The organism is Polaromonas sp. P1_F1, assembly GCF_056405795.1.
Map to the genome: position 1 here is coordinate 1 of NZ_JBFUBJ010000009.1, position 24892 is coordinate 24892.

Consider the following 24892-nt stretch of genomic DNA (forward strand, 5'->3'; position numbering starts at 1 on the left):
CTGACTTGAAGGATGCAGCCGCCACATCGATCCAGCTGGTTCCTTTCAAGGATTCAACCACGGCACTTGTCAACACCGATGTCGGTTCAACCATCTTCAAATGGATTTGTGGTCCTACCACGTCAACTCCAACACCTACTAAATACCTGCCAGGTTCTTGCAGGGGTTAATTGCTGCGCTGCTGCCTGAAACAGCAGTTCGGTATTGCATGTAAAGCGGCGCGTCATTCGACGCGCCGCTTTTATTTTTGGGTATGAAGATAAATAAATCGTCGGAGTCCATAACTTGATTTCGGAAACTTTGATGCGGCAGAGGGCATTTACCTGGTTGTCAGTTTTGGCGTTTCTTGCGTATCTATTGCCAAACCACTATTCCCCATGGGTTACCGCCCATCAGGAATGGGCGATGGCCTTGGCATTCCTGCCTTTGGGCTTGTGGGCTGCTATTCATGGCGTGCCAAGTGTGCCGTTATTGGCGTGGGCTGCTTGGGCTTTGGCGATAGTGCCCATGTTGCAGCTGGGCTTTGGGTTGATCGTTTTCAGGGGTGATGCCTTGATGGCGTTTTTGTACCCGGCGGGCTTTGGACTCGCCGTTTTCTTGGGGGCCCGCTATGTGAAGCCCGACGACAATCTGCCGGCGGATCTGACGCGTATCACTGGTTTGTGGCTCGCCATTTCGATGGCGTCAATTGTCTCCATGGGCGTTGCGTTCCATCAGTGGCTGGATTTAGGGAAGCTGGCGATTTTTGTGATTGACCTTGAGCCGGGTGGACGAGTCTTCGCCAATCTGGCTCAGCCGAATCAATTTGCCACACTACTGCTACTCGGCCTGACCGGGCTTTTATTTCTATTTGAGACAAGAAAAATACATGTTTGGGTAGGGCTAAGCGCGGCTCTTTGGTTGGTATTCGGGCTTGTCATGACAGGCTCCCGCTCCGTCCTGTTGGCATGGTGTTGGCTCCTGGTTTTATATGTCCCGCTGCGCAAACGGTGCCAGCTGCGTGTGAGTGGGAGCGCAATTGCCGCCATCGGTGCCTTCTACTTCGCCGTCACGCTCGCGTGGCCTTTGATTAATCAATGGCTATTGCTTGGAGCCGAAGCGGGAAGCATTGTTGGCCGTATGACTCCCGGAATTAGAACCATTTATTGGCAATCAATGATGGAGGCGATTTCGCTGGCCCCGTGGCAGGGTTACGGATGGACGCAGATAGCAGCGGCACAACAAGCCACTGCACTTGCCTATCCCCCTACCTACACATTCTTTGAAAGTGCCCACAATCTCTTTCTTGACCTGATGTTGTGGAACGGTTTGCCAGTCGGGCTTGCGGCCACTTTACTGGTTTCCGCATGGTTCTTGTGGCAATACCGTATTGTTCGCGATTCTTTATCCTGGTGTCTGCTGCTCGGCACGGGTTTCGTGTTCAGCCATGCCATGGTTGAGTTCCCTCTGCATTACGCCTATTTCCTGCTGCCCGTGGGGCTTTGGATGGGCGCTTTAAGCGCCAAACCGGGGGCATTCTTGGGTTTATGGCGAATTTCCCGAGAGGGTTTTTTGCTCCGATCTGTTGTGCCCGTTGTCACCGCCATCACAGTCCTGCTCTTTATTCTCGTGTCGAAGGAATATCCTGCATTTGAAGAAGATTGGCAGGCAATGCGCTTCGAAGAGCGGCGCATCGGTATTGATACAAAACACGTACCTCCGCGTGCATTTTTGCTAGACCAGCTCGAAGCGCTGCTTCTGTTCACCCGTACCGAGGCCAGCCCAAATATGACGGCAGAGCAACTTCACTGGATGCGTTTGGTATCCACGCGATACCCTTACTCTTCCGCTCTTTTTCGCTATGCCACCGCGGCTGGTCTGAATGGCGCAGACAGCGATGCCGTTCAAGCCCTGCGTCTCCTCTGCAGTTTGCATGAGCCGCGGAAGTGTGTAGAGGCCAGGGAGGCGTGGGCAGAACTGTCCAGAAAAAAATGGCCGGAACTGTCCAAAATCCCATTTCCCGGTATGCCAGCCAGTAACAATACAGCGTTAACCCGGAAATAGAGTGGACGCCTCTCTACAGCTGGCCGGTCGGCGGAGCTGCGCGAGCCGTAAGCCCATACACTTGCTGCATCGCTAAGCACCGGTTTATTGTTGATATCTCCGTGCGGTGTACATGCAATCCAAAGAATGAAATTTTCTGCTGATACCTGGGCGGTGCCGGTCACCTTGCTTGTCCTGTTGCCTTGGCTGAATCCATTCGCCTTCGGCCCATCGCCCAATGTTGTTCCGTTATTGATAAGTCTCGCCGCCGTCGTTGGCCTTATTCTTCTTCAAGCCATCTTGCCGAGTATCGACAAAGCGGCAAGCGGCGCCCCGTTCGGCCGATACTGGGTCACCCCGGTTTCCTGGGCATGGATTTTGGCGGGAACGATCAGCAGTATTTTTGCGTTGTTGCAATATTCCGGTCATGCGGATGCTCTCACTCCCTGGGTGGCCAAGGCGGGCTTGGGGGAGGCCTTCGCAAATCTGCGCCAGCGCAATCAATTTGCCACCCTTATCAACATTGCCTTGGCCGCGGTGATCTGGTGTGCGGTGAAGGACTCTGAGCGTTCGACGGTGAAGGCTGGCGGTGGGCGGGCATTTGCATTCGTGGCGTGTGCTTGTGTGCTCGCGCTGGGTAATGCTGCTTCCTCCTCCCGTACGGGTATGGTGCAGTTGATTTTTGTCGCCGGATTGTGGTGGTATTGGGGGGCATCACGTCTGTCTTCTGCTCGCCGGTTGTTATGGGTATCTGCCGTTGTCTATGCACTCGGCACACTCCTCCTGCCATGGCTTGCTGGATTGGATCCGTCGCTGTATGGTGCCGCAGCCCGGTTTCTGGCTGGCGATGAACTCTGCGTTAGCCGTTTGACGCTCTGGTCAAATGTGTTGAGCCTTATTGCCCAAAAGCCTTGGCTTGGCTGGGGCTGGGGTGAGCTGGATTACGCACATTACATTACCCTCTACAGGGGTCCGCGGTTCTGCCAAATACTCGACAACGCCCACAATTTGCCTTTGCAACTTGCCGTAGAGCTAGGGTTACCTGCTTCGCTGTTTGCCTGTGGCGCGTTTCTATACTGGGTGTTTCGGCGTGCGCCATGGCGCGAGACTCAACCGACGCGTCAGCTCGCATGGACAGTCCTTCTTGTGATTCTGCTCCACAGCATGCTCGAATATCCGCTTTGGTATGGTCCATTTCAGATGGCCTTCTGCCTTTGCATCGCAATGCTCTGGAGGCGGGAGAATGCGGTCCCGATTGTGACGAACCCGTCGAAATCACTATTAATTGACCGCATATCAGCCATAGGCATGACCCTGCTCGGGGGCGTCCTTGCAATAGCTGTTATCTATGCTGCATGGGACTACCGCCGCGTCAGCCAGATCTATCTTCCTGTAGATGAGCGAGCTGCCACCTATCGCAGCGACACGCTTGCCAAAATTGAAGGCTCGTGGCTATTCACCGATCAAGTGCGATTTGCCGAAATCTCTCTTACCCCGCTGACCCCTGCAAACGCCCGGTGGACATTTAATACCGCGAGCGCATTGCTGCACTACTCGCCGGAACCGCGAGTCATCGAAAAGCTCATCGAAAGTGCAGTGATGCTCGGCTCTGATGATGTGGCTGTCGAGCATCTGGCGCGCTACAGGGCCGCTTTCCCGACGGAATATGCACAATGGACGCGGCAAAACAGCAAATTTGTACCGGGACAGGCTCCTTCGACGGGAGCGGCAGCCAGATGAAGACGGTACTACAAGGTTTCGTGGACGAAACTGCCTGATTTGCCGCCGTGTTTTTCAAGCACGTGTATATCGGTGATGGTCATGCTTCGATCTACTGCCTTGCACATGTCATAGATGGTCAACAGCGAGATTTGCACTGCAGTCAATGCTTCCATTTCGACGCCCGTTGGGCCAACGGTTTCTACTGTTGCGGAACAGGCGATGCAGGAGCTTTTCTCATCCGGTGTGAACTCAATGGCTACCCGTGTCAAAGCTAAAGGATGGCACAGCGGGATCAAATCGCTGGTTTTTTTTGCAGCCATGATCCCGGCAACGCGTGCAATGCCCAGTACATCCCCCTTTTTTGCACTACCGGCAAGGATGATGGACAGGGTCGTGAAATTCATTACTATACGGCCCTGCGCGATGGCCACACGGTGTGTGGCAGTCTTGCCGGATACATCCACCATGTGGGCTTGGCCTTGGGCGTCAAAATGAGTGAGTGTTGAGTCGGACATCATGCAGCAAGAACCTTTACATGTATCCATCATCATAAGACCATGTTCAGAAACCCAGAGTTTTGGAGGAGCCGATTTAAGGCTTCCGGCATTCATTTAGGCATTAGCCTGGCAATAGCCTTGTGCGCGGCTTTGCTGGTTTTTATCATTTGGTATCCCTATCCCTATCGCGAGATATCTGGGGGGCGCGAGCTATTCATACTAATTATTGCGGTAGATGTGATCATGGGGCCGCTCCTGACCTTTGCTGTATTTGACGTCGCGAAGCCGCGTAAGGTGTTACGGCTCGACTTGTGTGTGATTGGAGTGTTGCAGCTTGTAGCACTTACTTATGGCATTTGGACGGTGGCTGCGGCCCGGCCCGTTCATCTGGTTTTTGAAATTGACCGTTTCCGCGTGGTTCATGCCATTGAAATTGAGCCGGAGCGTCTCTCGCTTGCGCCTGTGGGGCTGCGGCAACTGCCGCTGACTGGGCCTACGCTATTGTCAGTGCGGGAGTTCAAGGACGCCAAGGAAAGTTTTGACGCGACCATGGCGGCACTTGACGGCGCCCCTCTTGGRGCCCGTCCCGATTTATGGCAAAGCTATGAAGCAGCCAAGCCCCAGGTCCTGAAACAGGCCAAGCCTCTTGCTGAACTCAAAACCCGTTTTCCGGCGGACGTTGTTAATATCGATAACGCATTGGCATCAGCGTTGGCATCGGGTCGCAAGAGCAGCGATATTGGCTATATCCCGATGATCGGGCGCAAGACTTTCTGGACTGTTCTCATTGACACCAAAACGGCAGAGGTAATTGCATTTGTACCCATTGACTCCTTCTAGGCGAACTGTGTACGTGAAGCCGCGTCCGGCCCTGAACCGCCTTGCCCTAGCCTGCATTGTGTTCATGGCTTTGGGCGGTTCCTCGCTGGCCCAGGCTCCCGTCGGTACGACAGGAGGCTCGACGGGTTCATTGCCATCGCTGGGTGAAACTTCCGACCTCGCAGCGGCAGCAGAGCGCCGTATCGGAGACCGCATCGCCGTCAGCATCTACCGCGACCCTGACTACATTGATGATCCGGTGCTCGGCGATTACCTCCAGAGTATCTGGTTGCCGCTGGTTGCCGCCGCAAGGGCCCGGGGTGAGCTCAATGCCGAACTTGAGGAGCGTTTTGCCTGGCAGGTTTTCCTGATCCGGGACCGCAGCATCAATGCCTTTGCATTGCCCGGGGGCTACTTTGGCGTGCACTTGGGCCTGCTGGCCGCGGTAAGCAGTTCCGATGAGGTGGCCGCAGTGATGGGCCATGAACTCAGCCATGTGACCCAGCGGCACATTGCGCGCATGCTGACGCAGCAGTCGCGCCAGACCCCCTGGATGATTGCCGCCATGATTCTTGGCGTGCTGGCTGCCGGGAAGAGCAGCAATGCCGGCAGCGCCGCCGTGGTCGGCGGGCAGGCAGTCGCGATGCAGAACCAGCTCAACTTTTCCAGGGACATGGAGCGGGAGGCAGATCGCGTGGGTTTCGGGGTCATGACCGATGCGGGTTTTGAAAGCCGGGGTGTTTCGGCCATGTTCGAAAAGCTGCAGCAGGCCTCGCGCCTGAACGACAACGGCTCCTTTCCCTATTTGAGATCCCATCCGCTGACGACCGAGCGAATTGCCGAAGCGCGGGCGCGCGTGCAACTGTCTTCAGCGGACGCGGCAAAACCCTCGCGCGAAAAAGAAGCCGAGGCCGGCAGGGCCCGCGTGTTACACGCCATGATGGCATCGCGGGCACGCATCCTGGCAGCCCCGGGGGTTGATGCGCTGCGCTCCATGGTGGCGGAGGCCCAGCGCCAGACCGGCCCTGTTGCCGCACTGCAACCGCTTCCCACGGCCGACAATGTGCGTGATGCTGGAGTTTTGTATGGTGGCGCTTTTGCGGCGGCCCGGCTGCGCGACTTCACCACGGCGAAGGGATTGCTGGAACGGTTGAAACCGCTTTCTGCGGGTGCGCCGCATGCCGCCAATGCGGTGGATCTGCTGGCCGTTGAAATCGACCTGATGGCCGGCTTGGTTCCCCCCACAGCGGCATCTGCCGACATTTCCAGGGCGACATCTCGCGCTGAGGTACTGCTGCAGTCCCAGTCGTTGATGGCCGCGAACCGTGCGCAGGACGTTTCGGGCCGGCTACAAAGCTGGGTGACGCTGCATCCCAAGGACGCGATGGCCTGGCAGCTGCTTGCGGTCGCGTACGGCAAGCAAAACAAGCAGGTTCAGGCGATTCGCGCTGATGCGGAAAGCCGTGCCGCCCAGCTGGACTACCCGGCAGCGCTGGACCGCTTCAAGGCGGCGCAGGGCTTGATGCGCAGCAGCCCCGGCAGCGCAGACTATGTGGAGGGTTCGATCATCGACACACGAACCCGCCAGACGGAACTACTTGTTAAAGAGCAGGCGCTCCAGGACAAAGTCGATCGCTAGCTGCAGCACCGAATAAATCAGTGAGCCTATCAGCGCTGCGGCAAAACCCGTGACGTTCAGACTGCTGATCAGGCTGGCCGCGGCCCAGAACATCAGCGCGTTGATGACAAACAGGAACAAGCCCAGCGTCACCAGCGTGACGGGCAGCGTCAGCAGAACCAGGATCGGGCGCACCACCATGTTGAGCGCACCGAGCACCGCCGCGGCAATTAGCGCGCCGGTGAAGCTGGTCACCACGACCCCGGGGTAGAGATAGGCAACGGCCAGCAAGGCCGCTGCGCTTAAAAGCCATTTGAGGATAAGTTTCATGGGCAAAGAATACCACCGGCCTGCCCGATTCGGCCCCCTTATCCCTCAGGCGAGTAGAGGCGGCACCCCAAGGTGGCACCGGCCTTTTCAGTCCGTGTGCAACCCGAATTCAGCGAACCGATCCGGGGAGGCACCATCCCGGGATTCCAGCACGAGGTGAAAGCCGTCAGTCGCTTGCGACCAGCAGCCCGGCACCTGCCAGTGCCGTGGCATAACCCAGGATGCCGTGGCTTTCCTGGGCCTGCGTTGCCGTGACCGGTTGCATGTCCTGGCCGAATTTCGGGCGCCGGGCATCCAGCACGCGTGCGACGCCATACTGCTTGATGAGGCCCTCGGTCTGGGTGACCAAGGTGGCCTGCGCCAGCTGGGTCAACACGGTGTTGCCCTCTTTCTGAAGAAGGGGCGTCAGCTGCGCGAATACCTTCTCGGCCCATTTGCCGCGCCAGCTTTCGCGCGCACTGTGTGTCACCCATTTGCTGACGCGGTGCGTCACGCGGGGTGCGCAGCCGACCACGATCCAGCGAGTAGGGCTGTCGGCCTCGCCGGCAGGCAGCATGGGTTGCAGCATCTGCAGGGCATATGCGGCATCGTCAATGTACACAATGATGTTGTCCATAAAGTTCTCCTTGAGTTGTCGTCGTTTTAGAAGCTTGCTGGCTGAAAGAGGGGCATACGCCCCCCACGGGTTGCTGGTTTCAATGTGGGATCAGGTCGGCATCCTGCGCGGAGCGTGAGCGTCGTGTGGTCCACCACCCAGCGCCCAGAACGCCTGCCACTGCAAGGGCGTAGGTTGCCCACTGCGCGGCAAGGTGCAGGGTTTCAGCCGAAGGCATGGTGCCCGGGCCGCCGTAGATCGGGTCGAGCAGCTGCTCGCTCACAATCATCTTCGCGGCGGTAAAGGCCAGAACAGCAGCGCCGACATTGATGATGATGGGGAAACGTTCCACCAGCTTGAGCACCATGGTGCTGCCAAACACCACGATCGGGATGCTGACCAGCAGGCCGATGACCACGAGGTCAAACGAGCCGTGCGCGGCGCCGGCCACACCCAGCACGTTGTCGATGCCCATCAGGGCGTCGGCCACCACGATGGTTTTCATGGCGCCCCAAAAGGTGTGGGCAACCGGGCCGTCGTGCTCCTTGTCACCCTGGTCGGCCAGCAGCTTGTAGGCAATCCACAGCAGCCCCAGGCCGCCCACCAGCATCAGGCCGGGAATTTTCAGCAGCCACACCACGCCAACCGTCATGGCAGAGCGGACCACAATGGCGCCGACCGTACCCCAGACGATGGCTTTTTTCTGCAGGTGGGACGGCAGGTTGCGCGCGGCCAGTGCAATCACGATGGCGTTGTCGCCGGCGAGCACCAGGTCGATGAGGATGATCGCCAGCAGGGCGGACCACCAGGGGGCAGTAAATAGTTCCACGTCACACTCCATGTCAAGTTTCGACTTGGAAATCCGCGTGACGGCGCACGACGGATTTCCGGCTTCGTGAAACCGGAACGGGTGTGATGGGTGGCTGGAGTCGGCGCCGTGGACGCCGCAGATACCTCGATCAAACCTGTTCAGGTTTCAATCGAAGGTCTGGCTCGACATGCAGTGTCGCTGCATGCCCAACAAGCCGGAAGTGTCAACTTCGTAATGACGACTTGTTGTTAGCGATTTTGCTGTGGTGTCTGTTTTCGTATATTGCAGCAAAACGAGGGAGTTACTCCCCTTCGTCTGGGTATTTGACAATAAAAAAAGATTTTTTGCAACCCGGCCTTGCCGCGCAGCGGCGCGATGCGGGGACATTGCCCCATTTCCCCCATAGACGGCTGGCCCGCCCATCTGGCTGATAATGAACGGCCCGGCGCTGCCACTTCGCTTCCTCGCCTTTCTTCGCCTCCTTGCGCTCGCTTCATCCGCTCAGCGGCAGCCCTTAGACCCACCGTTCCATGCCCGGCATCCACATCACCGATATTGAAGCCGCCATCAATTACTGGCGCGACAAAAAACCTTCGCCTGACGGCGTGACGCTGGCGCCCGAGTTGCGTGCGCTCGCCGAGGTCTACGCGCTCCTGGTTTTCTACCACGAGGACGAGGCCGACGAAAAAAGCTTTCCGCCCAAGGCGCTGGCGGCGTGGCGGACCTGGTACGACACGACCGCCGATACGCCCTGCATTGCCATTTGCTCAACCAGCCAGGGGGACGCCTTGTGCAAGGGCTGCGGCCGCACGTTTGACGAAGTGCAGCACTGGCCCGAGATGACGCCCGCCGAGAAGCGTGGTACCTGGCGGCGCATTACGCAGGAAGCAACTGCATGGCGGTTTGGCCGCTACGCTGACCGCGCCCTTGAGAACCGGGACAAGGATGTGCAGAATGACGCGGCGCCCGCCCCTGTTGCCACGCCAAAAATCTAGGCCTTTTGGGCTTGCGGCCCATATATGGAAAGCGCAGGCAGCTATGAATTTGATAGTGATCCCGCTACACTGACGGCATGCTCAGACTGACGCGTGCCCCCAATATCGCCATCGCGGCGCTGTGGGTCGATGTGCTGCAACAAGCCGGCATTGCCGCCAGCGTGCAACGCTATTTTCTGGGCAGCGTCGCCGGGGAACTCCCGCCCGACCAATGCCAGCCCGAAGTCTGGCTCACCCACCATGAAGAAGAACCCCGCGCACGGGAGTTGCTCGACAACCTGCAGAACATGCCGCAGCGGCGATGGCTGTGCGTCTGCGGCGAAGTCGTCGAGGGCGGGTTTGAGCAGTGTTGGAGTTGTGGACTAGCCCCCGCAGTGGGGTAGAGCCCACTGCCGCTCATTGCTTGAAGCTCCCCGTGCCCGAGGGGCCGTCCGCCCTCCGACCCGGCAAAGCCGGTTCGGGGGCTCATGTTGGATTGAGGAGTTCAGTGGGGCACAACCAAGGGTGCCGCGGGACTGGCTTTGCCAGACCGCAGGCGCCGCCCCCTTGCAAGGGGGGAACAGGCTACACGCAGTGAGCCTGGACGGGGGTTAGACCCTCTTCGCCAGTTCGGCCGCCATGCCGACATAGCTGCCAGGCGTCATCTTCAGCAGACGCTCTTTTTCCGTGTCGGGAATTTCCAGCGAACGGATCAGCGCGTGCAGGTCTTCGGCCTTCACGGTTTTGCCGCGCGTGACTTCCTTCAGCTTTTCGTAAGCGCCCTGCACACCGTAACGGCGCATCACCGTCTGGATCGGTTCGGCCAGCACTTCCCAGGAGGCATTCAGGTCGTCGCCCAGCGCTTCGCGGTTGAGTTCGAGCTTGTTCAGACCCACGCCCATCGAGTTATAGGCGAGCACGGCGTAGCCGAGCGCCACGCCCATGTTGCGCAGCACGGTCGAGTCGGTCAGGTCGCGCTGCCAGCGGGAAATCGGCAGCTTTTCGCTCAGGTGGCGCAGCAGCGCATTGGCCAGGCCCAGGTTGCCTTCGGCGTTTTCGAAGTCAATCGGGTTGACTTTGTGCGGCATGGTCGAGGAACCGATCTCGCCGTCTTTCAGGCGCTGCTTGAAGTAGCCCACGCTCACGTAGCCCCAGATGTCGCGCGCCAGGTCGATCAGGATGGTGTTGGTGCGGGCTACCGCGTCAAACAGCTCGGCCATGTAGTCGTGCGGTTCGATCTGGATGCTGTAGGGCTGGAAGGTCAGGCCCAGGCCCAGCGGTTCCGGCGTTTCGATCACGTTGCGGCTGAAGGCCTCCCAGTCGAAGTCGGGCCAGGCCGAGAGATGCGCGTTGTAGTTGCCCACCGCGCCGTTCATCTTGGCCATCAGCTTGACGCCCGCGATCTTGTCACGCGCATTGGCCAGGCGCACCACCACGTTGGCGATTTCCTTGCCGACCGTGGTCGGGCTGGCTGTCTGGCCGTGCGTGCGGCTCAGCATGGGTTCTTCGGCATAGATGTGGGCCATTTCGCGCAGCTGCGCAATGACCTTGTCCAGCGCCGGCAGCACCACCAGGTCGCGGCTGCTTTTAAGCTGCAGCGCGTGGCTGGTGTTGTTGATGTCTTCGCTGGTGCAGGCAAAGTGCACAAATTCGCTGGCGCCCTGCAGCTCCGGCCGGGCCTCGAATTTCGACTTGATCCAGTATTCGACGGCTTTCACGTCGTGGTTGGTGGTCTTTTCGATTTCCTTGATGGCCGACGCATCGGCCTCCGAGAAGTTTTTGACCAGACCCAGCAAATAAGTGCGGGCGCCCGGGCTCAGCGGCTTGAATTCGGCGAATTTGGCATCGGACAGCGCGATGAACCACGCCACTTCGACCTGAACGCGGCGGTGCATATAGCCCTGCTCGGACATCAGGGGACGTAACTGGTTCAGTTTGTTCGCGTAGCGGCCGTCCAGTGGGGACAGGGCGTTGATCGTGGAAAAAGGGGGAGAGGAGCTCATGGCCCAATTGTAGGCCGGGTGCCTGCCGCGCCCGCCGCGCCGGAAGCCGCTGCCGCAAGCCCGAAAAGATGTGCATATTTGCGAATCTTCTTGCCCGGCACGTTACACCCCCGTCAGCCTGGCTGCCGGCTTACTCGATAGAATGCTCTTCCCCCGGACCACGATCTCACACCATCATGAAACTCATCGGATCCGCTACCAGCCCCTATGTGCGTAAAGTGCGCATAGTGATGGCCGAGAAAAAGCTCGACTACCAGTTCGTCCTGGAAGATGTCTGGGCAGCCAACACCACCATCCAGGCTTCCAACCCGCTCGGCAAGGTGCCCTGCCTGGTCATGGAAGGCGGCGAAGCCGTATTTGATTCCCGTGTCATCGTCGAATACCTCGACACCCTGTCACCTGTCGGCAAGCTTATCCCCAGCCAGGGCCGTGAGCGCGCTGAAGTCAAAACCTGGGAGGCCCTGGCCGACGGCCTGATCGACGCCGCCATCCTGGCGCGCCTCGAAGCCACCTGGGCCGGCCGCAGCGTCAAGCAGCGCAGCGACGCCTGGATCGACCGCCAGATGGGCAAGATCGAAGCCACCCTCAAGGCCATGAGCACCGGCCTGGGCGACAAGTCGTTCTGCAGCGGCATCCACTTCAGCCTGTCCGACGTCGCGGTCGGCTGCGCGCTCGGCTACCTCGACCTGCGTTTTGCGCAAATCAACTGGCGTGAGATGTATCCGAACCTGACCAAGCTGCAGGACAAGCTGATGCAGCGGCCCAGCTTTGCGGAAAGCATTCCGCCGGGCTGATGCGGGTACTGAATGGTGGAGGAGGCGGCTCTTCTCGCCGATGTTCTCGCTGATGCCAAATCACCAAATCGCATACAAACTCAAGACGCCGCCGGCTATTTGCTATGCATTTGGTAGCTGCTTGCGCCCGTCTTTATTGGGCCCTGGCTACTATTCGCGTTTGAAATTGGTTCAAAAACAGGCTCAAGGCCTCTTTCAACGCCTCTTGGGCAGCCCTTTTCAGGTGTTTTGAGGTCGAGACAGCCTGATTTCAGGCGTCAAAATGGCCTCCGACCTAATCAGAGCGAGCGCAAGCGGCTATCAAAATAATAGCGGTTGCGGGGCTTTACGGGTTTCCCGGTCATCACGATGGAAGTTCACCAGGCCATCGGCGGTGAACTTCAGGCGGGCACAACGCATCTGCTGGCCCTGGCCCGGCAAAGGGCCGGAATATAAAAATGCTGCGAAGCGCCCCGGCGCGAACGAGGGAGGGAGGGAGGAGGAGGAGCGCCCCGGGATTGCAGCTGAACCTGGACGGCTCAGAAGGCTTCGCAACAATGAAACTGTTCTCTTGCCAGCGCTACCGGTGAAGGCAAATCGCGCTTGCAGAAGTATGAGAGCACAAGTGCGGGGTAGTTCCCGCAAATAAAAGATCCCTCAGGTAAATTTTTGTTAACGGGTCGCGGGCTTGATGGCCAGCTGTTTTTCGATTTCTTTGACCAGCGCGCCGCCGGCCGGGTCGGCCATGGAGTTGAAGCTGGTGACGCCGACACCATCGCGTGCAATGACGTATTTGTAAAAATTCCAGCGCGGCGTGGTGCCTGTTGTGGCCGCCAGCTTCTGGAACAGGGGATTGGCGTCTTTTCCGGTCACGCTGGTTTTGGTGAACATGGGGAACTTCACGCCGAAGGTGTTTTCGCAGAAGTCCGCGATCTCCTTGTTGCTGCCTGTTTCCTGCGAAAAATCATTGGATGGAAAACCCAGCACCACCAGGCCCCGGTCTTTGTATTTGGCGTAGAGCGCTTCAAGCCCCTGGTACTGCGGGGTAAAGCCGCAGAAGCTGGCAGTGTTGACCACGACCACCACTTGTCCGCTGTATTGGCAGAGCGTCTGCGGCCTTTCGTCTTGCAACCGTAAAAACGTCTGCTGCAGCAGCGCGGGGCAGGTTGCCGGTGCGGGGCCGGCGGACGCTACGGCAGGTGCCGGTGGCGCTGCCAGCGCGCCGCCGGAGGCCAGCAGCGCAGGGGCAGCCAGCATGATCAGCAAAAGGAACTGGGCCGCCCGGCGGGGGGCGCAAGAGATGGCAGTGGCGGTCATTGGCTAAACTCGCGGGCTGGTGATCGGGCTGATTCAGGTTTATTCTGGCGCTGTCATACATGTTTCACAACATGCCCTGACGATACGCCCGTATCGCGGTGAATGGATTCAGCGGGAATTCAGCCCCGGACTATCCAGGGTCTGCATGGCTTTATTTGGCACAATGCAGTCCGAAAAAGAGCACTTGTGTGGTCCAACACGCCGGAATGGGGTCCGAATTACCCTGATTTGCCGGTAAATAGCGCATAAGTCGCCCGTTGTCACATTAGCCGCCTAAAATCGTTACAAGTACCCAGGATGCTCCCGCAGGACATCCGAGGCAGATATATCTGCATATCCCTTGCGAAGGAGTTCTCATGCTTTATCCCGAACTGTTCAAACAACTTGAATCCGTCCGCTGGGACATGGACAAGGACATTCCATGGGCAAGTTTTGACGCGTCCAAGCTGACCGACGAGCAGGCCCAGACCATCAAGATGAATGCCATCACGGAATGGTCTGCGCTGCCCGCCACGGAAATGTTCCTGCGCGACAACAAGGACGACAGCGATTTCTCGGCCTTCATGTCCATCTGGTTTTTTGAAGAGCAAAAACACTCGCTGGTGTTGATGGAATACCTCAAGCGCTTCCGCCCGGACCTCGCTCCCACGGAAAAAGAATTGCACGAAGTGCGTTTCGAGTTCGAACCCGCACCCGCGCTGGAAACGCTGATGCTGCATTTCTGCGGCGAGATCCGCCTGAACCACTGGTACCGCCGCGCCAGCGAATGGCATACCGAACCTGTCATCAAGCAGATTTATACCCAGCTGAGCCAGGACGAAGCCCGCCATGGTGGCGCTTACCTGCGCTACATGAAGCGCGCCATCAACAACTTCGGCAATGAAGCCAAGTCCGCCTTCACCAAGGTGGGCGTGCTGATGGCCAGCGCACGCCGTACCGCCCAGGCGCTGCACCCGACCAACCTGCATGTGAACAAAAGCCTTTTTCCGCGCGACACCATCCAGAGCCGCCTGCCCAACCCCGAGTGGCTGGAGCACTGGCTCGACACGCAGATCAAGTTTGACGCGGTGTGGGAGGGCAAGGTGGTCGAACGCATCCTGCACAACCTGAGTCTGCTGTTGAACCAGAGCTTCAAGACCGTGCAGGAACTGAACCGCTACCGCAAGGAAATTGCCAAGGAACTGGCGGAGTCCATCGCCGCCAAGCCGGCACCTGCCGGCGCCTGATGCACGACGTCCGCTGGCCGGGTGCCTCGGGCGGCAGAAGCCGGGTGGTAACCCGGGCCTTCCGTTAAAGTGGCGGGATGCCCAGCGAGCCCCCTACCCCCTCCTCTACCCACTTCCTGCAAAAAATAGTCCCCCGCGAAGAAGCGCGGCAGCGGCTTGCTTCAATGCCACATCCCATTGTCTTTACCAATGGGGTGTTTGATGTCTTGCACCGCGGGCATGCCACCTACCTGGCCGACGCACGCGCGCTGGGCGCAAGCCTGGTGGTGGCGCTGAACACCGATGCCTCGGCACGGCGGCTGGGCAAGGGCCCTGACCGGCCGCTCAACAACGAACACGACCGCGCCGCCATGATGGCTGCGCTGGAGTCGGTGAGCCTGGTCACCTGGTTTGACGAAGACACGCCGCTGGAGCTGATCCGTGAGCTCCAGCCGGATCTGCTGGTGAAGGGCGGAGACTACGACATGGACAAGCTGGCAGAGACCGCGGTGGTCAAGGCGTATGGCGGCAGCGCCCGGGCGATCCCGTTTGTGGATGGCTATTCGACGACGGCCCTGGTGAAAAAAATCCGCGCTGCGAGTTGATCCACTGATATCCGCCGGTATTGGGTATTGGGTATTGGGTATTGGGTATTGGGTATTGGGTATTGGGTATTGGGTATTGGGGGAGCCCGGCCGGCTTTTCTTCGGAGGGTGGTCGCCCTCAGGCGGACTTCGCCACCAGCACGGCGTTGGAGCCGCCAAAGGCAAACGAGTTGGACATCACCGCGCGCAGGCCCTTGGCATCGCGTGCCGCCAGCGGTATGTAGTCCAGGTCACAACGCGGGTCTGGGTTCACCAGGAAGGCCGTTGGCGGCAGTTGCCCCGCGCGCAGTGCCATCACACTCGCAATGAATTCCATCGCCCCCGCAGCGCCCATGGCGTGCCCGTGCACCCCTTTGCTGGAGCTGATGGGCAGGCGCCCGGCCAGGTCCTTGAAGGCCAGCTTGATGGCGCTGGTTTCGATGACATCACCGACATCGGTGGCGGTTCCGTGGGCATTGAGGTAACCGATGTCGGCGGCCTGCAGTCCCGCGTCTTTCAGCGCCAGCGTCATGGCGAGTGATTGCCCCTGGGCGTCGGGCTGCGTCAGGTGATGGGCGTCGGTGGTGGATGCGTAGCCGCAAAGTTCGGCCAGGATATTGGCGCCGCGCCGTTTGGCGCTTTCCCATTCTTCCAGGACCAACATGGCGGCGCCTTCGGCCAGCACCAGACCGGAGCGGTCAACCGAAAATGGACGGCACGAGGTTTCGGCGCCGTCGGCATGGGGCTTGGCCAGCGTGTGCATGGCTTGCCAGGCCTTGATGGTGCCGCGGTTCAGCAATGCCTCGGAACCCCCGGCCAGCATGGCGTCTGCATAACCGTGGCGGATCTGCCGGAAAGCTTCTCCAATGGAGGTGGCCGACGATGCGCAGGCATTGGAAACCGTGCTGCTGGGGCCCTTCAGCCCGAACTCCATGGACACATGGGCGGCAATGGCGTTGTGCATGGCCAGCACGACCGTCATGGGGCGCAGCCGCGCCACTTTTTGCTCCAGCAATGCCGTGTAAGCCACATCCGTGGATCCTGCGCCGCCGCTGCCTGTGCCCAGCGAGACGCCGAAACGCTCGGGTGCGAAGCCACCCTCAGGGCCCCATCCAGCCTGCGCCATGGCTTCGCGGCCAGCCACCACCGCGAGCTGGCTGACCCGGTCCATGGTCAGGAGACGGGCGCGGGGGAAATGCTGGTCCGGGTCGAACTGGACGGCGCCGGCCAGCACGCTTTCGCTGCCGGTGGGAAAGCCAATGTCAATGCCCCGGATGCCGGAGCGGGCGGAAAGCAGGGACTCGAAGAATGCGGGAGTGCCGGTTCCAACGGCGGAAACAACGCCAAGACCCGTGATGGCTACGCGACGCATGGGCGGTCTGGCGGGCCCGGCAGGGCTCAGGCGGCGGGCTTGCCTGATGGCAGCAGGGGTTCAATCAGCTGGACCATTTCGGCGAGGGTGCGCGGCGGGCTGGCCTGGTCCGGAATCTGAATGCCAAACTGGTCTTCAATCTGGAACAGAAATTCGATGACGGCGAGGGAGTCGAGGCCCAGGCTCTCCAGCGTGGCATCCGGCAGCAGTTTTTCTTCGCTGATGCCAAATGTCTCGGCAAAAAGATTAATCAAATCAGAATTCATCACGAACCAGTAAATATGTAATGCGAACCGCCATTGTCCCACCATCGATATGACGGCCGGCCTCTTCGGGCCTGTAGGGGCATTTTACAAAAGCAGCCGCGTTGTTTTCGTACCTCAGGGCGTGTACATCTGCCTGACGGCGTCCGACAGGCTGAAGGTCCCCAATAATTCACCCAGATAACTAATGGGCGCAGGCGCGACAGCTGCCGCGCCAATTTCCGCCCGCAGGCGCGCATTGCTGAACACCGCATCTGCCGTCAGGAAAGGCAAATATGGCTGCAATGCTTCAAACATCCAGCGTTGGCGGGCAAACTTCGGCGTGGGCACGAAGTCCCTGCCGCGCATCACCATCTTGCCGATGCCGGGCATGCTGGCTTTCAATTCTTCGGCCAGCGCTGCGAAGGTCATGGAGTCTTCGCCCGTAGACACGTGGTAGCAATCGTGCCGGAGCTCGTCCTTGAGCAGCATTTCGGCAAAGGCGCCCGCGATGAAATCCACCGGCGCGAAATCGAGTTTGCCCAAGGGATCCAGCGGCACATCACCAAGTTCGGCCATGACCGGGATGGACCACAACATGTTGCGGGCCAGTTTGGCGTCGTCAATCCCGCGCGACAGCACAATGCCCGGGCGCAAACTCACAAAAGGATGGCCTTTGCCGCGCAGCAGTGTTTCGGCATCGCGTTTGGACCTGATGTAGTCGTTGGCATAGCCGGCAAACGGCATGTCTTCGGTAATCACGCCGCGCGGCTCGGTGGTCACTGCCGCCGTTCCAACAAAAAAACCGCGTTGTGAGGGCCGCAGGTCTTTCAGGATGCCGGAAAAATGCTCGGCGGCCTTGAGATTGATGGGATAGACCCCGGCACCGGGCTTGAACGAGGTACTGGCCGCCGAATGCAGGATGACGTCGGCCGATTGGAGAACTGCAGCGCTGAGGCCAAAACCGGGCTCGACCACATCGCCGGCCTCGGCAGACACCATGTCGGCAAATTCGGGCTTCCAGAGGACGCTCTTTTTCAGGCGATCCAGCAGACGGTCACGGGCCTGGTTCGAATCGGCAGCGCGCACCACAGCAGTGCTGTAAACGCCGCGCGCAGCCAAAAGAAGCATTAATTCGCCGCCAATCAGGCCTGTTGCGCCCGAAAGCAGTACGCGTTTTGACATGTTAAGAAATGTAAAGCTGAACCTGCAAGTATAAGCGAGGGGTATTGGACGGTCAGCCCTAATTCACTCGGACGGACCTGTCCAAATCAGCAAAATTACACGTCTGATCCGCCTTTTACAAAGCGGTACGCGGCTGTATGTGCATTATTTTGCAGCTTATGGGGCGCCTGATTCAGCGGCGGGCTGGCCGTTTTCAGGCTTTTCACTGCCGTGGCCGCGCAATCTTGCCGCCATGCGCTTGATCAGCCGCTCCAGGTCATCGATGTAGGTAAACACGGCAGGCACCACCAGCAGGCTGAGCACGGTGGAGGTGATCAGGCCGCCGATCACCGCGATCGACATCGGTGAGCGAAAGCTGGAGTCGGCCGCGCCGAAGCCCAGGGCAATCGGCATCATGCCCGCACCCATGGCCAGCGTGGTCATGATGATGGGCCGTGCCCGCTTGTGGCAGGCGTCCAGCAGCGCATCCCAGCGCGACATATTGTGGTCGCGCCGCGCGACGATGGCGTATTCGACCAACAAGATGGAGTTCTTGGTCGCGATTCCCATCAGCATGACGAGACCGATCAGCGAGGGCATGGAAAAGCTCTTCTGTGCGATCAACAGGCCGACAAAGGCGCCGCCTAGCGACAGCGGCAGGGCGGCCAGGATGGTCACCGGGTGCAGGAAATCCTTGAACAGAAGCACCAGCACGATATAGATGCACAGAACGCCGGTCGCCATGGCCAGGATGAAGCTGCCAAACAGTTCGCCCATGACCTCGGCATCGCCGACTTCCACCACCTTGACGCCGGCCGGCAGATTCTTGACGGACGGCAGCAGTTTCACGGCTTCGGTGATGTCCCCCAGCGCCCGGCCCGACAGTTCAATCTCGAACTTGACGTTGCGGGAGCGGTCGTAGCGGTCAATCACGGCCGGGCCGGCCGTGATCTCCAGGCTCGCCACTTGTCCCAACATGACGGGGCCGACGCCCGGCTTGACGCTGGGAACTGCAAGACGCTCCAGCACGCTGAGGTCCTTGCGCGCCGCTTCATCCAGCTTGACGACGATGGGCACCTGCCTCTGCGAAAGGTTGAGCTTGGGCAGCGACTCTTCGTAGTCGCCAACCGTGGCGATACGCAGGGTTTCACCCATGGCTGAACTGGTCACGCCCAGGTCTGCTGCCCGGGCGAAATCCGGCTTGATGGCAATCTCGGGGCGCACCAGGCTGGCGCTGGACGAGATATTGCCCAGACCGGGAATGGTTCGCAGGTCTTTTTCAATCGCCAGCGCCGCGGTTTGCAGGGCATTGGCATCTTCAGCAGTCAGCATGAGGATGTAAGCCTCTCCCGAGCCGCCCAGCCCCACCTTGCTGCGCACGCCCGGCAGGGCTTCCAGCGCTGTGCGCATCTTGCTTTCAATCCCCTGCTTGCGCGGCCGTTCGCTGCGCTCGTCCAGCAGCACGGTGAGTGTGGCCTTGCGGGTTTCCGCTGCGCCCTGCATCGCGAACGGGTCGGTGCCGGCCGACCCGCCGCCGATGGTGGTGTACACGCTCTTGACGTGCTTGACCTTGCTGATCAGCAATCGCGCATGTTCGGCCGAGGCCCGGGTTTGCGCCAGTGTTGCGCCGGGCGGCAGTTCCAGGTAGACCTGTGTCTGCGAGTTGTCGTCGGGCGGAATGAAACCCGTGGACAACAGCGGGATCAAGGCCACCGAGCCAAAGAAGAACAGCGTGGCCAGGATCATGGTCTTCAGGCGGTGATGCAGGCACCAGGTCGTGGCACGCATGTACCACTTCATCCAGCCTGGGTCGGAGTGCGTGCCCACCACGGGCTTGAGGATGTAGGCCGCCATCATGGGAGTCAGCACGCGCGCCACCACCAGCGAGGCAAACACCGCCAGGGAGGCCGTCCAGCCGAATTGCTTGAAGAATTTTCCCGCCACGCCGCTCATGAAGGCGGTGGGAAGGAACACGGCGATCAACGTGAACGTGGTGGCCACCACGGCCAGGCCGATTTCGTCGGCTGCCTCCATGGCGGCTTCGTACGGCGACTTGCCCATGCGCAGGTGCCGCACGATGTTTTCGACCTCGACGATGGCATCGTCGACCAGGATACCGATCACCAGCGACAGCGCGAGCAGGGTGATGACGTTGATCGAAAAGCCGAGCAGGTGCATGCCGATGAAAGCCGGGATCACCGACAGCGGCAACGCCACGGCCGACACAAAGGTGGCGCGCCAGTCGCGCAGGAACAGCCACACCACCAGCACCGCCAGGATGCCGCCTTCGTACAGCAGGTGCATGGAGCCGTCGTACTCTTCCTGCACCGGCGTGACGAAGTTGAAGGCTTCGTGGACTTCCACTTCGGGGTATTGCTGCTTCAGCTCGGCCAGCGCCGCCTGCACGGCGGCGCCGACCGCCACTTCGCTTTCGCCCCGGCTGCGGGACACCTCAAAGCCGACGACAGGCTTGCCGTCGAGCAGCGCGGCGGCGCGCGGTTCTGCGGTCGTGTCGCTCACGGCGGCGACCTCGCTGAGGCGGATACGCCGTCCGTCGCTGAGCGCCAGCTCAAGCTGCGCCAGCTCCTGTGCGGACTTCACCGTCGCCAGCGTCCGCATGGGCTGCTCGCTGCCGCCCAGGTCGGCGCGTCCACCCGCGCTTTCGGTTTGCACCTGCCGCAACTGGCGGGAAATGTCGGAAGCTGTCGCGCCCAGGGCCTGCAGCTTCGAGGGATCCAGCGCGATGCGGACTTCTCGCGAGACGCCGCCCACGCGGTTCACCGCACCGACGCCGCGTACGGCCAGCAGCTTGCGGGAGATGTCGTTGTCGACAAACCAGGACAGCGCTTCCTCGTCCATGCGCGGCGAGCGGATGGTGAAGGCCAGCACCGGCTGGCTGGCCAGGTCCATCTTGCTGACCACCGGATCGCGCACATCGCCGGGCAATTCGCTGCGCACTTTCGACACGGCCGCGCGCACATCGTCCACGGCTTCCTGTACCGGCTTTTCCAGCCGGAATTCGGCGGTCACGCTCACACCGCCGTCCTGCACCTTGGTGTAGATGTGCTTGAGGCCCTGTACGGTGGCAATGGAGTTTTCAAGCTTGCGGGCTACTTCCGTCTCAAGCTGGGCGGGCGCGGCGCCCGGCAGCGATGCCGAGACCGTCACGGTCGGCAGGTCGATGTCGGGAAAGTTTTGCACCTTCATCGCCTTGAACGACAGCATGCCGGCGAACGTCAGCAGCACAAACAGCATGACGGCAGGGATCGGGTTCTTGATTGACCAGGAGGAGACGTTCATCGAGTCGCTCCTTATTTGATAGCTGCTTGCGCACGACTGGCGGGCGCTATAGCCGGATTTGCCGTAATTCCAGGGGTGGCGTCGCTGACCCGGACCAGGTCGCCGTCGTTGAGGAAGCCCGCCCCGCTGACGATCACCCGTGTATCGGCAGCAAGGCCGGAGGTAATTTCGACCCGGTCGCCGGCGAGCCGGCCGGTCTGCACCTTGAGCTGGCTGATGCGGTTGTCCGGGTTGAGGCGAAAGACGTAGTTGAACCCGTCGCGCACGACCAGCGCAGGTTGCGGGACGGTCAGCGCGGACGTGCTGCCCAGATCGAATTCGCCGCGGGCAAACATGCCGGCCTTGGCCGGGGAAGCCATGCCGGCCGAAACGGGAAGGTCCACATAGACCAGCGCCGCGCGGGTCTGCGGGTCCACGCTCGGGGCGATCATGCGCACCCGGCCCTTGAGTTCGGCGCCGCTGGCCGCCACCACGCTGGCGACCGTGCCGGCCTTGATCCGGCCCAGCTCGGCCGAGGTGACTTCCGCGCGCCATTCGAGGCGGCCGCCCCGGATCAGGCGGAACAGCTCGGTGCCTGCCGGCACTACCGAGCCTACCGTTGCGGTGCGTGCGGAGATCACGCCGTTGTCGGGCGCCAGCACCTGCGTGTTTTTACCGCGTACCTGCTGCACCTCAAGGAGAGCCCTGGCCGCCTCGACACGCGCCCTGGCCGTTTGCTCGGCGGTGTTGTACTGGTTGATCTGCTGCTCGCTTAAAGCGCCCGAATTCGCCAGCGTGCGCGCGCGCGCAGCGTTGTCTGCCGCGTCGGCCGCGTTGGCCTGGGCTTCGATCAGGCTGGCTTTGGCCTGGGCCGTGTCCGCCTGCACGCTGTCACCCGAGAACACCGCCAGCACCTGCCCGGCCTTGACCTGGTCGCCCACATTGGCCTGCACCTGCACCAGCCGCAAGCCGTTCGATTCGGAGCCGATCACGGCCTCCTGCCAGGCGGTGATATTGCCGTTGGCGCTCAGTTTCACCGGCAAAGTCACTTGAGACGGCAGCGCGGTGGCGACAGTCAGTGCCGGCTTTGCGGTGACTGCCTTGTCTTCTTTTGCGTTGGCCTTCAGAAGAAAAAAAGCTGCGGCCCCGGCAACGAGCACGGCCCCGGCGATCACAGCGAGAGCGACGGGTTTTAGTTTGAAGTTTGGCATGGTGTTCAAAGGATCTGTCATAAGGTGTGGCAGGGTCGGCAAACCGCGCCTCAGGGGGCGGTGAGGGCAGCAGGGGTGAAAGGTGCCGGCACATCGGAGACCAGCGGCGGCACAGGCGGTTCGGCGGTAGTCCAGCCTCCGCCGAGCGCCCGGTACAGCGCAACCCAGGCGCTGCGCCGGTCACGTTGCAGCGTGACCAGGGCGCTTTGTGCGGCCAGCAGTGTGCGACGGGCGTCTTCAAGTTCGACCAGGCTCGCCAGCCCGCTCTTGTAGCGGGCTTCGGTGCCGACGAACGACGCGCGGTAGCCTTGTGTGGCGATCAATGCATCCTGGCTGCGTTCAGCCGTGCTTTGCAGGTTCACCAGCGCTTCTTCGACTTCCCGTACGGCTTTTCGCACGCTGCCGCGGTATTGGGCTGCGGCATCTTCGTAGCGCGCCTTGGCGGCTTCTACATTGGCTTCGCTGGCGCCGCCGTCAAAGATCGGGATGGTCAGCTGCAGCGGCCCGACGGTCCAGGTGTCAAAGCGCTGCGTGGTACTGGCGGTGTACGACTTGGAGGTCGCAACCGAGCCGCTCAGGTTGAGTCTTGGAAAGCGCTGAGCGCGTGCGCTGCCGACTTCCAGGTGGGCGGCGTCCACTTCGCGTGCCGCATTGAAGATATCGGGCCGCTGGGCCAGCACTTCCGCCGGCACGCTGATGACAGGCGCTACCGATTCCTGTGTCAGGTCGGCCGGTGTGCTGGCCAGTTTTTGCCGCAGTGCGGGCTCATCGATGGCAGTCAGGGCCACCAGTGCCTTGACATCCAGGTCGCACAGTGCGCGCTGCTGGATGGCATTGCTGTTGCCTTCGGCCGCGCTGGCCCTGGCCAATGCAGCGGTGGCGGGCGCCTGAAAACCTGCCCTGGTGCTGAGTTCCGCCAAACGTGCAGTTTCACCCCGGGATGCGGCATCGGAGCGCGCAACCTCGAGCAGCTTTTCGCAAGCGCGCAGGCTGTAGTACTGGGTGGCCACCTCGGCGGCAATCGATACCCGCGCCGAATGCCACAGCGCCTGGGAGCCCTCCAGCCGCTGCTGATCGGCATCCCGGCTCGCGGCGTACTGACCGAAGAGGTCGATCTCCCAGGAGGTCTGCAAACCCACCTGGGCGGTTGTGGCAATCGGTGGCGCTGTACGGTTCACGGGTGCCGAGCGTCCGCGGCTGACGCTGGCGGTGCCATCAAGGGTAGGCAGCATGGCTGCGCCCGAGGCCACGCGTGAAGCCCGCGCCTGCTCAATGTTGGAGCGCGCGGTGGAAACGGTCGGGCTGACCGATTCCGCCGCCATGATCAGTTCCACCAGCAAGGGGTCATTTTGTTGCTGCCACCATTGCGACAGCCCTTTCAGGCTGCCGCCGTGAGGCAATGCTGCTGTGGTGCCCGCCGCCGGCAAAGGCGTTTGCCATTGCGCGGGAATCGAGACGGAAGGTGGTGTGTGCGGATTGTCGGAAGCGCAGCCGCCCAGCAACAGCGCGCATGCGCCGAACAGCGGCGCCGCTGTCAGCAAGCGCAAGCGATCGCGTCCGGAGTCAGTTTTTTTCATGGTGTGCTGTGTTCAATCGCGGCGCCGCGGCCACGGGGTAATCGGAAAGGTGATTTCGGCGTGCCATTTCGACGCCTACCATGGCTTCGGCATACGCCACCAGGCTGACGGCCCACTGTTCCAGGGCTTCAGGTGTTCCGAACAGCTGGGGCCGGATCGCCTCCACGACTTCGCGGCTGAGGAACATCTGAAGTGCCAGCCCGGTGATGGAAAACGCCAGCCTGTGCACCTCGTCGTCGGCTTTGGTGACGTCTAAATGGCGGCAAAGCACAATAACCAGCGCGGTATGCGCCGGCTTGATCCCCTGGTCGATTTCTTCGGCCCACAGGCCTGTGGGTTCCAGCATCTCGCGAAAGTGGAGCTTCATGCACAACTGCACCAGTTCACCTTGGCGTAAAGGTTCGAGGAAGCTCGAAAAAAAGCCTTCAAGGGACTGCCGCAAGGTGAAATGGGGCTGGTTGTACAGCGCAATGTCATCGCGCGCGCTGCCCAGCGGTTCGGTGAAAACGGCCCGGTACAAGCCGGCCTTGTCGCCAAAGTAATAGCTGATCGCCGCCACGTTGGCTCCCGCAGCATGGGCGATATCGCGAATCGAGGTTTTGGCAAACCCTTTTTCGGAAAACAGCCTGAGTGCCGCGAGCAACAGGTGCGCCCTTGCGTGGGCGCCGTCGGAGCGCTGTTTTCGGCTTTCGCCTTCAGGCTTGGCTGAGCGCGACGGTGTTTGAGAGGGCAGGTCGGGTGTCATGTGCCCGGATTAGAGCACACTAATCAAACAAT

At 60.6% G+C, this 24892-nt stretch carries 23 protein-coding genes; 9 read left to right on the top strand and 14 right to left on the bottom strand.

The annotated features are described in order from the left end of the window. Positions 1–138 precede the first annotated feature (138 nt). Positions 139–282, bottom strand: a complete 144-nt coding sequence (locus AC1DZE_RS19925) for a hypothetical protein (protein ID WP_477700463.1) — start codon at positions 280–282, stop codon at positions 139–141. 3 nt (positions 283–285) lie between these two features. On the opposite strand from AC1DZE_RS19925, the gene AC1DZE_RS19930 reads away from it, so the two are divergent. After that, complete coding sequence (locus tag AC1DZE_RS19930; protein WP_477700464.1) at positions 286–2043, top strand: PglL family O-oligosaccharyltransferase; 1758 nt, start codon at positions 286–288, stop codon at positions 2041–2043. Positions 2044–2169: 126 nt separating this feature from the next. Continuing rightward, entirely contained in the window at positions 2170–3762 is a 1593-nt protein-coding gene (locus AC1DZE_RS19935; RefSeq protein ID WP_477700465.1) for a PglL family O-oligosaccharyltransferase, read from the top strand. A gap of 8 nt (positions 3763–3770) precedes the next feature. On the opposite strand, the gene moaC is transcribed toward AC1DZE_RS19935, so the two are convergent. Further along, a complete protein-coding gene (gene moaC / locus AC1DZE_RS19940) occupies positions 3771–4262 on the bottom strand; it encodes a cyclic pyranopterin monophosphate synthase MoaC (RefSeq protein ID WP_477673767.1) in 492 nt (163 codons plus the stop codon). 39 nt (positions 4263–4301) lie between these two features. On the opposite strand from moaC, the gene tfpZ reads away from it, so the two are divergent. Together tfpZ and AC1DZE_RS19950 are read left to right on the top strand one after the other, a co-directional pair. Further along, a complete protein-coding gene (tfpZ, locus tag AC1DZE_RS19945; RefSeq protein WP_477673768.1) occupies positions 4302–5081 on the top strand; it encodes a TfpX/TfpZ family type IV pilin accessory protein in 780 nt (259 codons plus the stop codon). 13 nt (positions 5082–5094) lie between these two features. Continuing rightward, on the top strand, positions 5095–6699 hold the full coding sequence (locus AC1DZE_RS19950) for a M48 family metalloprotease (protein ID WP_477700466.1): 1605 nt from the start codon (positions 5095–5097) through the stop codon (positions 6697–6699). On the opposite strand, the gene AC1DZE_RS19955 is transcribed toward AC1DZE_RS19950, so the two are convergent. The 3 genes from AC1DZE_RS19955 to AC1DZE_RS19965 all read right to left on the bottom strand — a co-directional run bounded on the left by AC1DZE_RS19955 (position 6655) and on the right by AC1DZE_RS19965 (position 8432). Then, positions 6655–7008, bottom strand: coding sequence for a phage holin family protein (locus AC1DZE_RS19955; RefSeq protein ID WP_457282444.1), 354 nt, complete (start codon positions 7006–7008; stop codon positions 6655–6657). The genes AC1DZE_RS19950 and AC1DZE_RS19955 overlap by 45 nt on opposite strands. 166 nt (positions 7009–7174) lie before the next feature. After that, positions 7175–7624, bottom strand: coding sequence for a hypothetical protein (locus AC1DZE_RS19960; RefSeq protein ID WP_477700467.1), 450 nt, complete (start codon positions 7622–7624; stop codon positions 7175–7177). Between the two features lie 79 nt (positions 7625–7703). Next, positions 7704–8432 (bottom strand): TerC family protein, encoded by a 729-nt coding sequence (locus tag AC1DZE_RS19965; RefSeq protein ID WP_477674390.1) that lies wholly within the window; start codon positions 8430–8432, stop codon positions 7704–7706. A 512-nt stretch (positions 8433–8944) separates the two neighbouring features. On the opposite strand from AC1DZE_RS19965, the gene AC1DZE_RS19970 reads away from it, so the two are divergent. Both AC1DZE_RS19970 and AC1DZE_RS19975 read left to right on the top strand, forming a co-directional pair. Then, entirely contained in the window at positions 8945–9409 is a 465-nt protein-coding gene (locus AC1DZE_RS19970; protein WP_477700468.1) for a DUF3717 domain-containing protein, read from the top strand. Between the two features lie 77 nt (positions 9410–9486). Continuing rightward, positions 9487–9792: a DUF2007 domain-containing protein gene (locus tag AC1DZE_RS19975; RefSeq protein WP_477700469.1), complete on the top strand. Its 306-nt coding sequence runs from the start codon at positions 9487–9489 to the stop codon at positions 9790–9792. 207 nt (positions 9793–9999) lie between these two features. Here the strand turns inward: AC1DZE_RS19975 and purB are convergent, their stop codons facing one another. After that, the gene (purB, locus tag AC1DZE_RS19980; protein WP_477674221.1) at positions 10000–11391 is read right to left on the bottom strand and encodes an adenylosuccinate lyase; all 1392 of its coding nucleotides are present in this window, start codon (positions 11389–11391) and stop codon (positions 10000–10002) included. Positions 11392–11567: 176 nt separating this feature from the next. On the opposite strand from purB, the gene AC1DZE_RS19985 reads away from it, so the two are divergent. Continuing rightward, entirely contained in the window at positions 11568–12185 is a 618-nt protein-coding gene (locus tag AC1DZE_RS19985) for a glutathione S-transferase family protein (protein WP_457282438.1), read from the top strand. Positions 12186–12836: 651 nt separating this feature from the next. Here AC1DZE_RS19985 and AC1DZE_RS19990 read toward each other — a convergent pair. Beyond that, a complete protein-coding gene (locus AC1DZE_RS19990) occupies positions 12837–13421 on the bottom strand; it encodes a glutathione peroxidase (protein ID WP_477700501.1) in 585 nt (194 codons plus the stop codon). Positions 13422–13837: 416 nt separating this feature from the next. Between AC1DZE_RS19990 and AC1DZE_RS19995 the strand changes: the two genes are divergently transcribed. Both AC1DZE_RS19995 and rfaE2 read left to right on the top strand, forming a co-directional pair. Next, positions 13838–14707, top strand: coding sequence for a ferritin family protein (locus AC1DZE_RS19995; RefSeq protein ID WP_477670609.1), 870 nt, complete (start codon positions 13838–13840; stop codon positions 14705–14707). A 77-nt stretch (positions 14708–14784) separates the two neighbouring features. Next, positions 14785–15291, top strand: coding sequence for a D-glycero-beta-D-manno-heptose 1-phosphate adenylyltransferase (gene rfaE2, locus AC1DZE_RS20000; RefSeq protein ID WP_477670610.1), 507 nt, complete (start codon positions 14785–14787; stop codon positions 15289–15291). Positions 15292–15409: 118 nt separating this feature from the next. Here the strand turns inward: rfaE2 and AC1DZE_RS20005 are convergent, their stop codons facing one another. The 7 genes from AC1DZE_RS20005 to AC1DZE_RS20035 all read right to left on the bottom strand — a co-directional run bounded on the left by AC1DZE_RS20005 (position 15410) and on the right by AC1DZE_RS20035 (position 24860). Continuing rightward, positions 15410–16642, bottom strand: coding sequence for a beta-ketoacyl-[acyl-carrier-protein] synthase family protein (locus tag AC1DZE_RS20005; RefSeq protein ID WP_477672812.1), 1233 nt, complete (start codon positions 16640–16642; stop codon positions 15410–15412). A gap of 26 nt (positions 16643–16668) precedes the next feature. After that, positions 16669–16896 carry an acyl carrier protein gene (locus AC1DZE_RS20010; RefSeq protein ID WP_477700470.1) on the bottom strand — a complete coding sequence of 76 codons (228 nt, stop codon included), beginning with the start codon at positions 16894–16896 and terminating at the stop codon, positions 16669–16671. 126 nt (positions 16897–17022) lie between these two features. After that, on the bottom strand, positions 17023–18069 hold the full coding sequence (locus AC1DZE_RS20015) for an SDR family oxidoreductase (RefSeq protein WP_477672810.1): 1047 nt from the start codon (positions 18067–18069) through the stop codon (positions 17023–17025). Positions 18070–18225: 156 nt separating this feature from the next. Continuing rightward, positions 18226–21348: an efflux RND transporter permease subunit gene (locus tag AC1DZE_RS20020; RefSeq protein WP_477670613.1), complete on the bottom strand. Its 3123-nt coding sequence runs from the start codon at positions 21346–21348 to the stop codon at positions 18226–18228. 11 nt (positions 21349–21359) lie between these two features. Continuing rightward, on the bottom strand, positions 21360–22559 hold the full coding sequence (locus AC1DZE_RS20025) for an efflux RND transporter periplasmic adaptor subunit (protein WP_477700471.1): 1200 nt from the start codon (positions 22557–22559) through the stop codon (positions 21360–21362). Between the two features lie 29 nt (positions 22560–22588). Beyond that, on the bottom strand, positions 22589–24115 hold the full coding sequence (locus AC1DZE_RS20030) for an efflux transporter outer membrane subunit (RefSeq protein WP_477670615.1): 1527 nt from the start codon (positions 24113–24115) through the stop codon (positions 22589–22591). Further along, positions 24102–24860, bottom strand: a complete 759-nt coding sequence (locus tag AC1DZE_RS20035) for a CerR family C-terminal domain-containing protein (RefSeq protein WP_477670616.1) — start codon at positions 24858–24860, stop codon at positions 24102–24104. The genes AC1DZE_RS20030 and AC1DZE_RS20035 overlap by 14 nt, the downstream gene beginning before the upstream one ends. Positions 24861–24892: the final 32 nt, after the last annotated feature.

What these genes read in the sequence shown, in the direction of transcription:
- AC1DZE_RS19925 (WP_477700463.1), bottom strand. Translation starts at nt 282, where the DNA reads ATGGACTCCGACGATTTATTTATCTTCATACCCAAAAATAAAAGCGGC.
- AC1DZE_RS19935 (WP_477700465.1), top strand. Translation starts at nt 2,170, where the DNA reads ATGAAATTTTCTGCTGATACCTGGGCGGTGCCGGTCACCTTGCTTGTC.
- moaC (WP_477673767.1), bottom strand. Translation starts at nt 4,262, where the DNA reads ATGATGTCCGACTCAACACTCACTCATTTTGACGCCCAAGGCCAAGCC.
- AC1DZE_RS19955 (WP_457282444.1), bottom strand. Translation starts at nt 7,008, where the DNA reads ATGAAACTTATCCTCAAATGGCTTTTAAGCGCAGCGGCCTTGCTGGCC.
- AC1DZE_RS19960 (WP_477700467.1), bottom strand. Translation starts at nt 7,624, where the DNA reads ATGGACAACATCATTGTGTACATTGACGATGCCGCATATGCCCTGCAG.
- AC1DZE_RS19970 (WP_477700468.1), top strand. Translation starts at nt 8,945, where the DNA reads ATGCCCGGCATCCACATCACCGATATTGAAGCCGCCATCAATTACTGG.
- AC1DZE_RS19975 (WP_477700469.1), top strand. Translation starts at nt 9,487, where the DNA reads ATGCTCAGACTGACGCGTGCCCCCAATATCGCCATCGCGGCGCTGTGG.
- purB (WP_477674221.1), bottom strand. Translation starts at nt 11,391, where the DNA reads ATGAGCTCCTCTCCCCCTTTTTCCACGATCAACGCCCTGTCCCCACTG.
- AC1DZE_RS19985 (WP_457282438.1), top strand. Translation starts at nt 11,568, where the DNA reads ATGAAACTCATCGGATCCGCTACCAGCCCCTATGTGCGTAAAGTGCGC.
- AC1DZE_RS19990 (WP_477700501.1), bottom strand. Translation starts at nt 13,421, where the DNA reads ATGCTGGCTGCCCCTGCGCTGCTGGCCTCCGGCGGCGCGCTGGCAGCG.
- AC1DZE_RS19995 (WP_477670609.1), top strand. Translation starts at nt 13,838, where the DNA reads ATGCTTTATCCCGAACTGTTCAAACAACTTGAATCCGTCCGCTGGGAC.
- rfaE2 (WP_477670610.1), top strand. Translation starts at nt 14,785, where the DNA reads ATGCCCAGCGAGCCCCCTACCCCCTCCTCTACCCACTTCCTGCAAAAA.
- AC1DZE_RS20005 (WP_477672812.1), bottom strand. Translation starts at nt 16,642, where the DNA reads ATGCGTCGCGTAGCCATCACGGGTCTTGGCGTTGTTTCCGCCGTTGGA.
- AC1DZE_RS20015 (WP_477672810.1), bottom strand. Translation starts at nt 18,069, where the DNA reads ATGTCAAAACGCGTACTGCTTTCGGGCGCAACAGGCCTGATTGGCGGC.
- AC1DZE_RS20020 (WP_477670613.1), bottom strand. Translation starts at nt 21,348, where the DNA reads ATGAACGTCTCCTCCTGGTCAATCAAGAACCCGATCCCTGCCGTCATG.
- AC1DZE_RS20025 (WP_477700471.1), bottom strand. Translation starts at nt 22,559, where the DNA reads ATGACAGATCCTTTGAACACCATGCCAAACTTCAAACTAAAACCCGTC.
- AC1DZE_RS20030 (WP_477670615.1), bottom strand. Translation starts at nt 24,115, where the DNA reads ATGAAAAAAACTGACTCCGGACGCGATCGCTTGCGCTTGCTGACAGCG.
- AC1DZE_RS20035 (WP_477670616.1), bottom strand. Translation starts at nt 24,860, where the DNA reads ATGACACCCGACCTGCCCTCTCAAACACCGTCGCGCTCAGCCAAGCCT.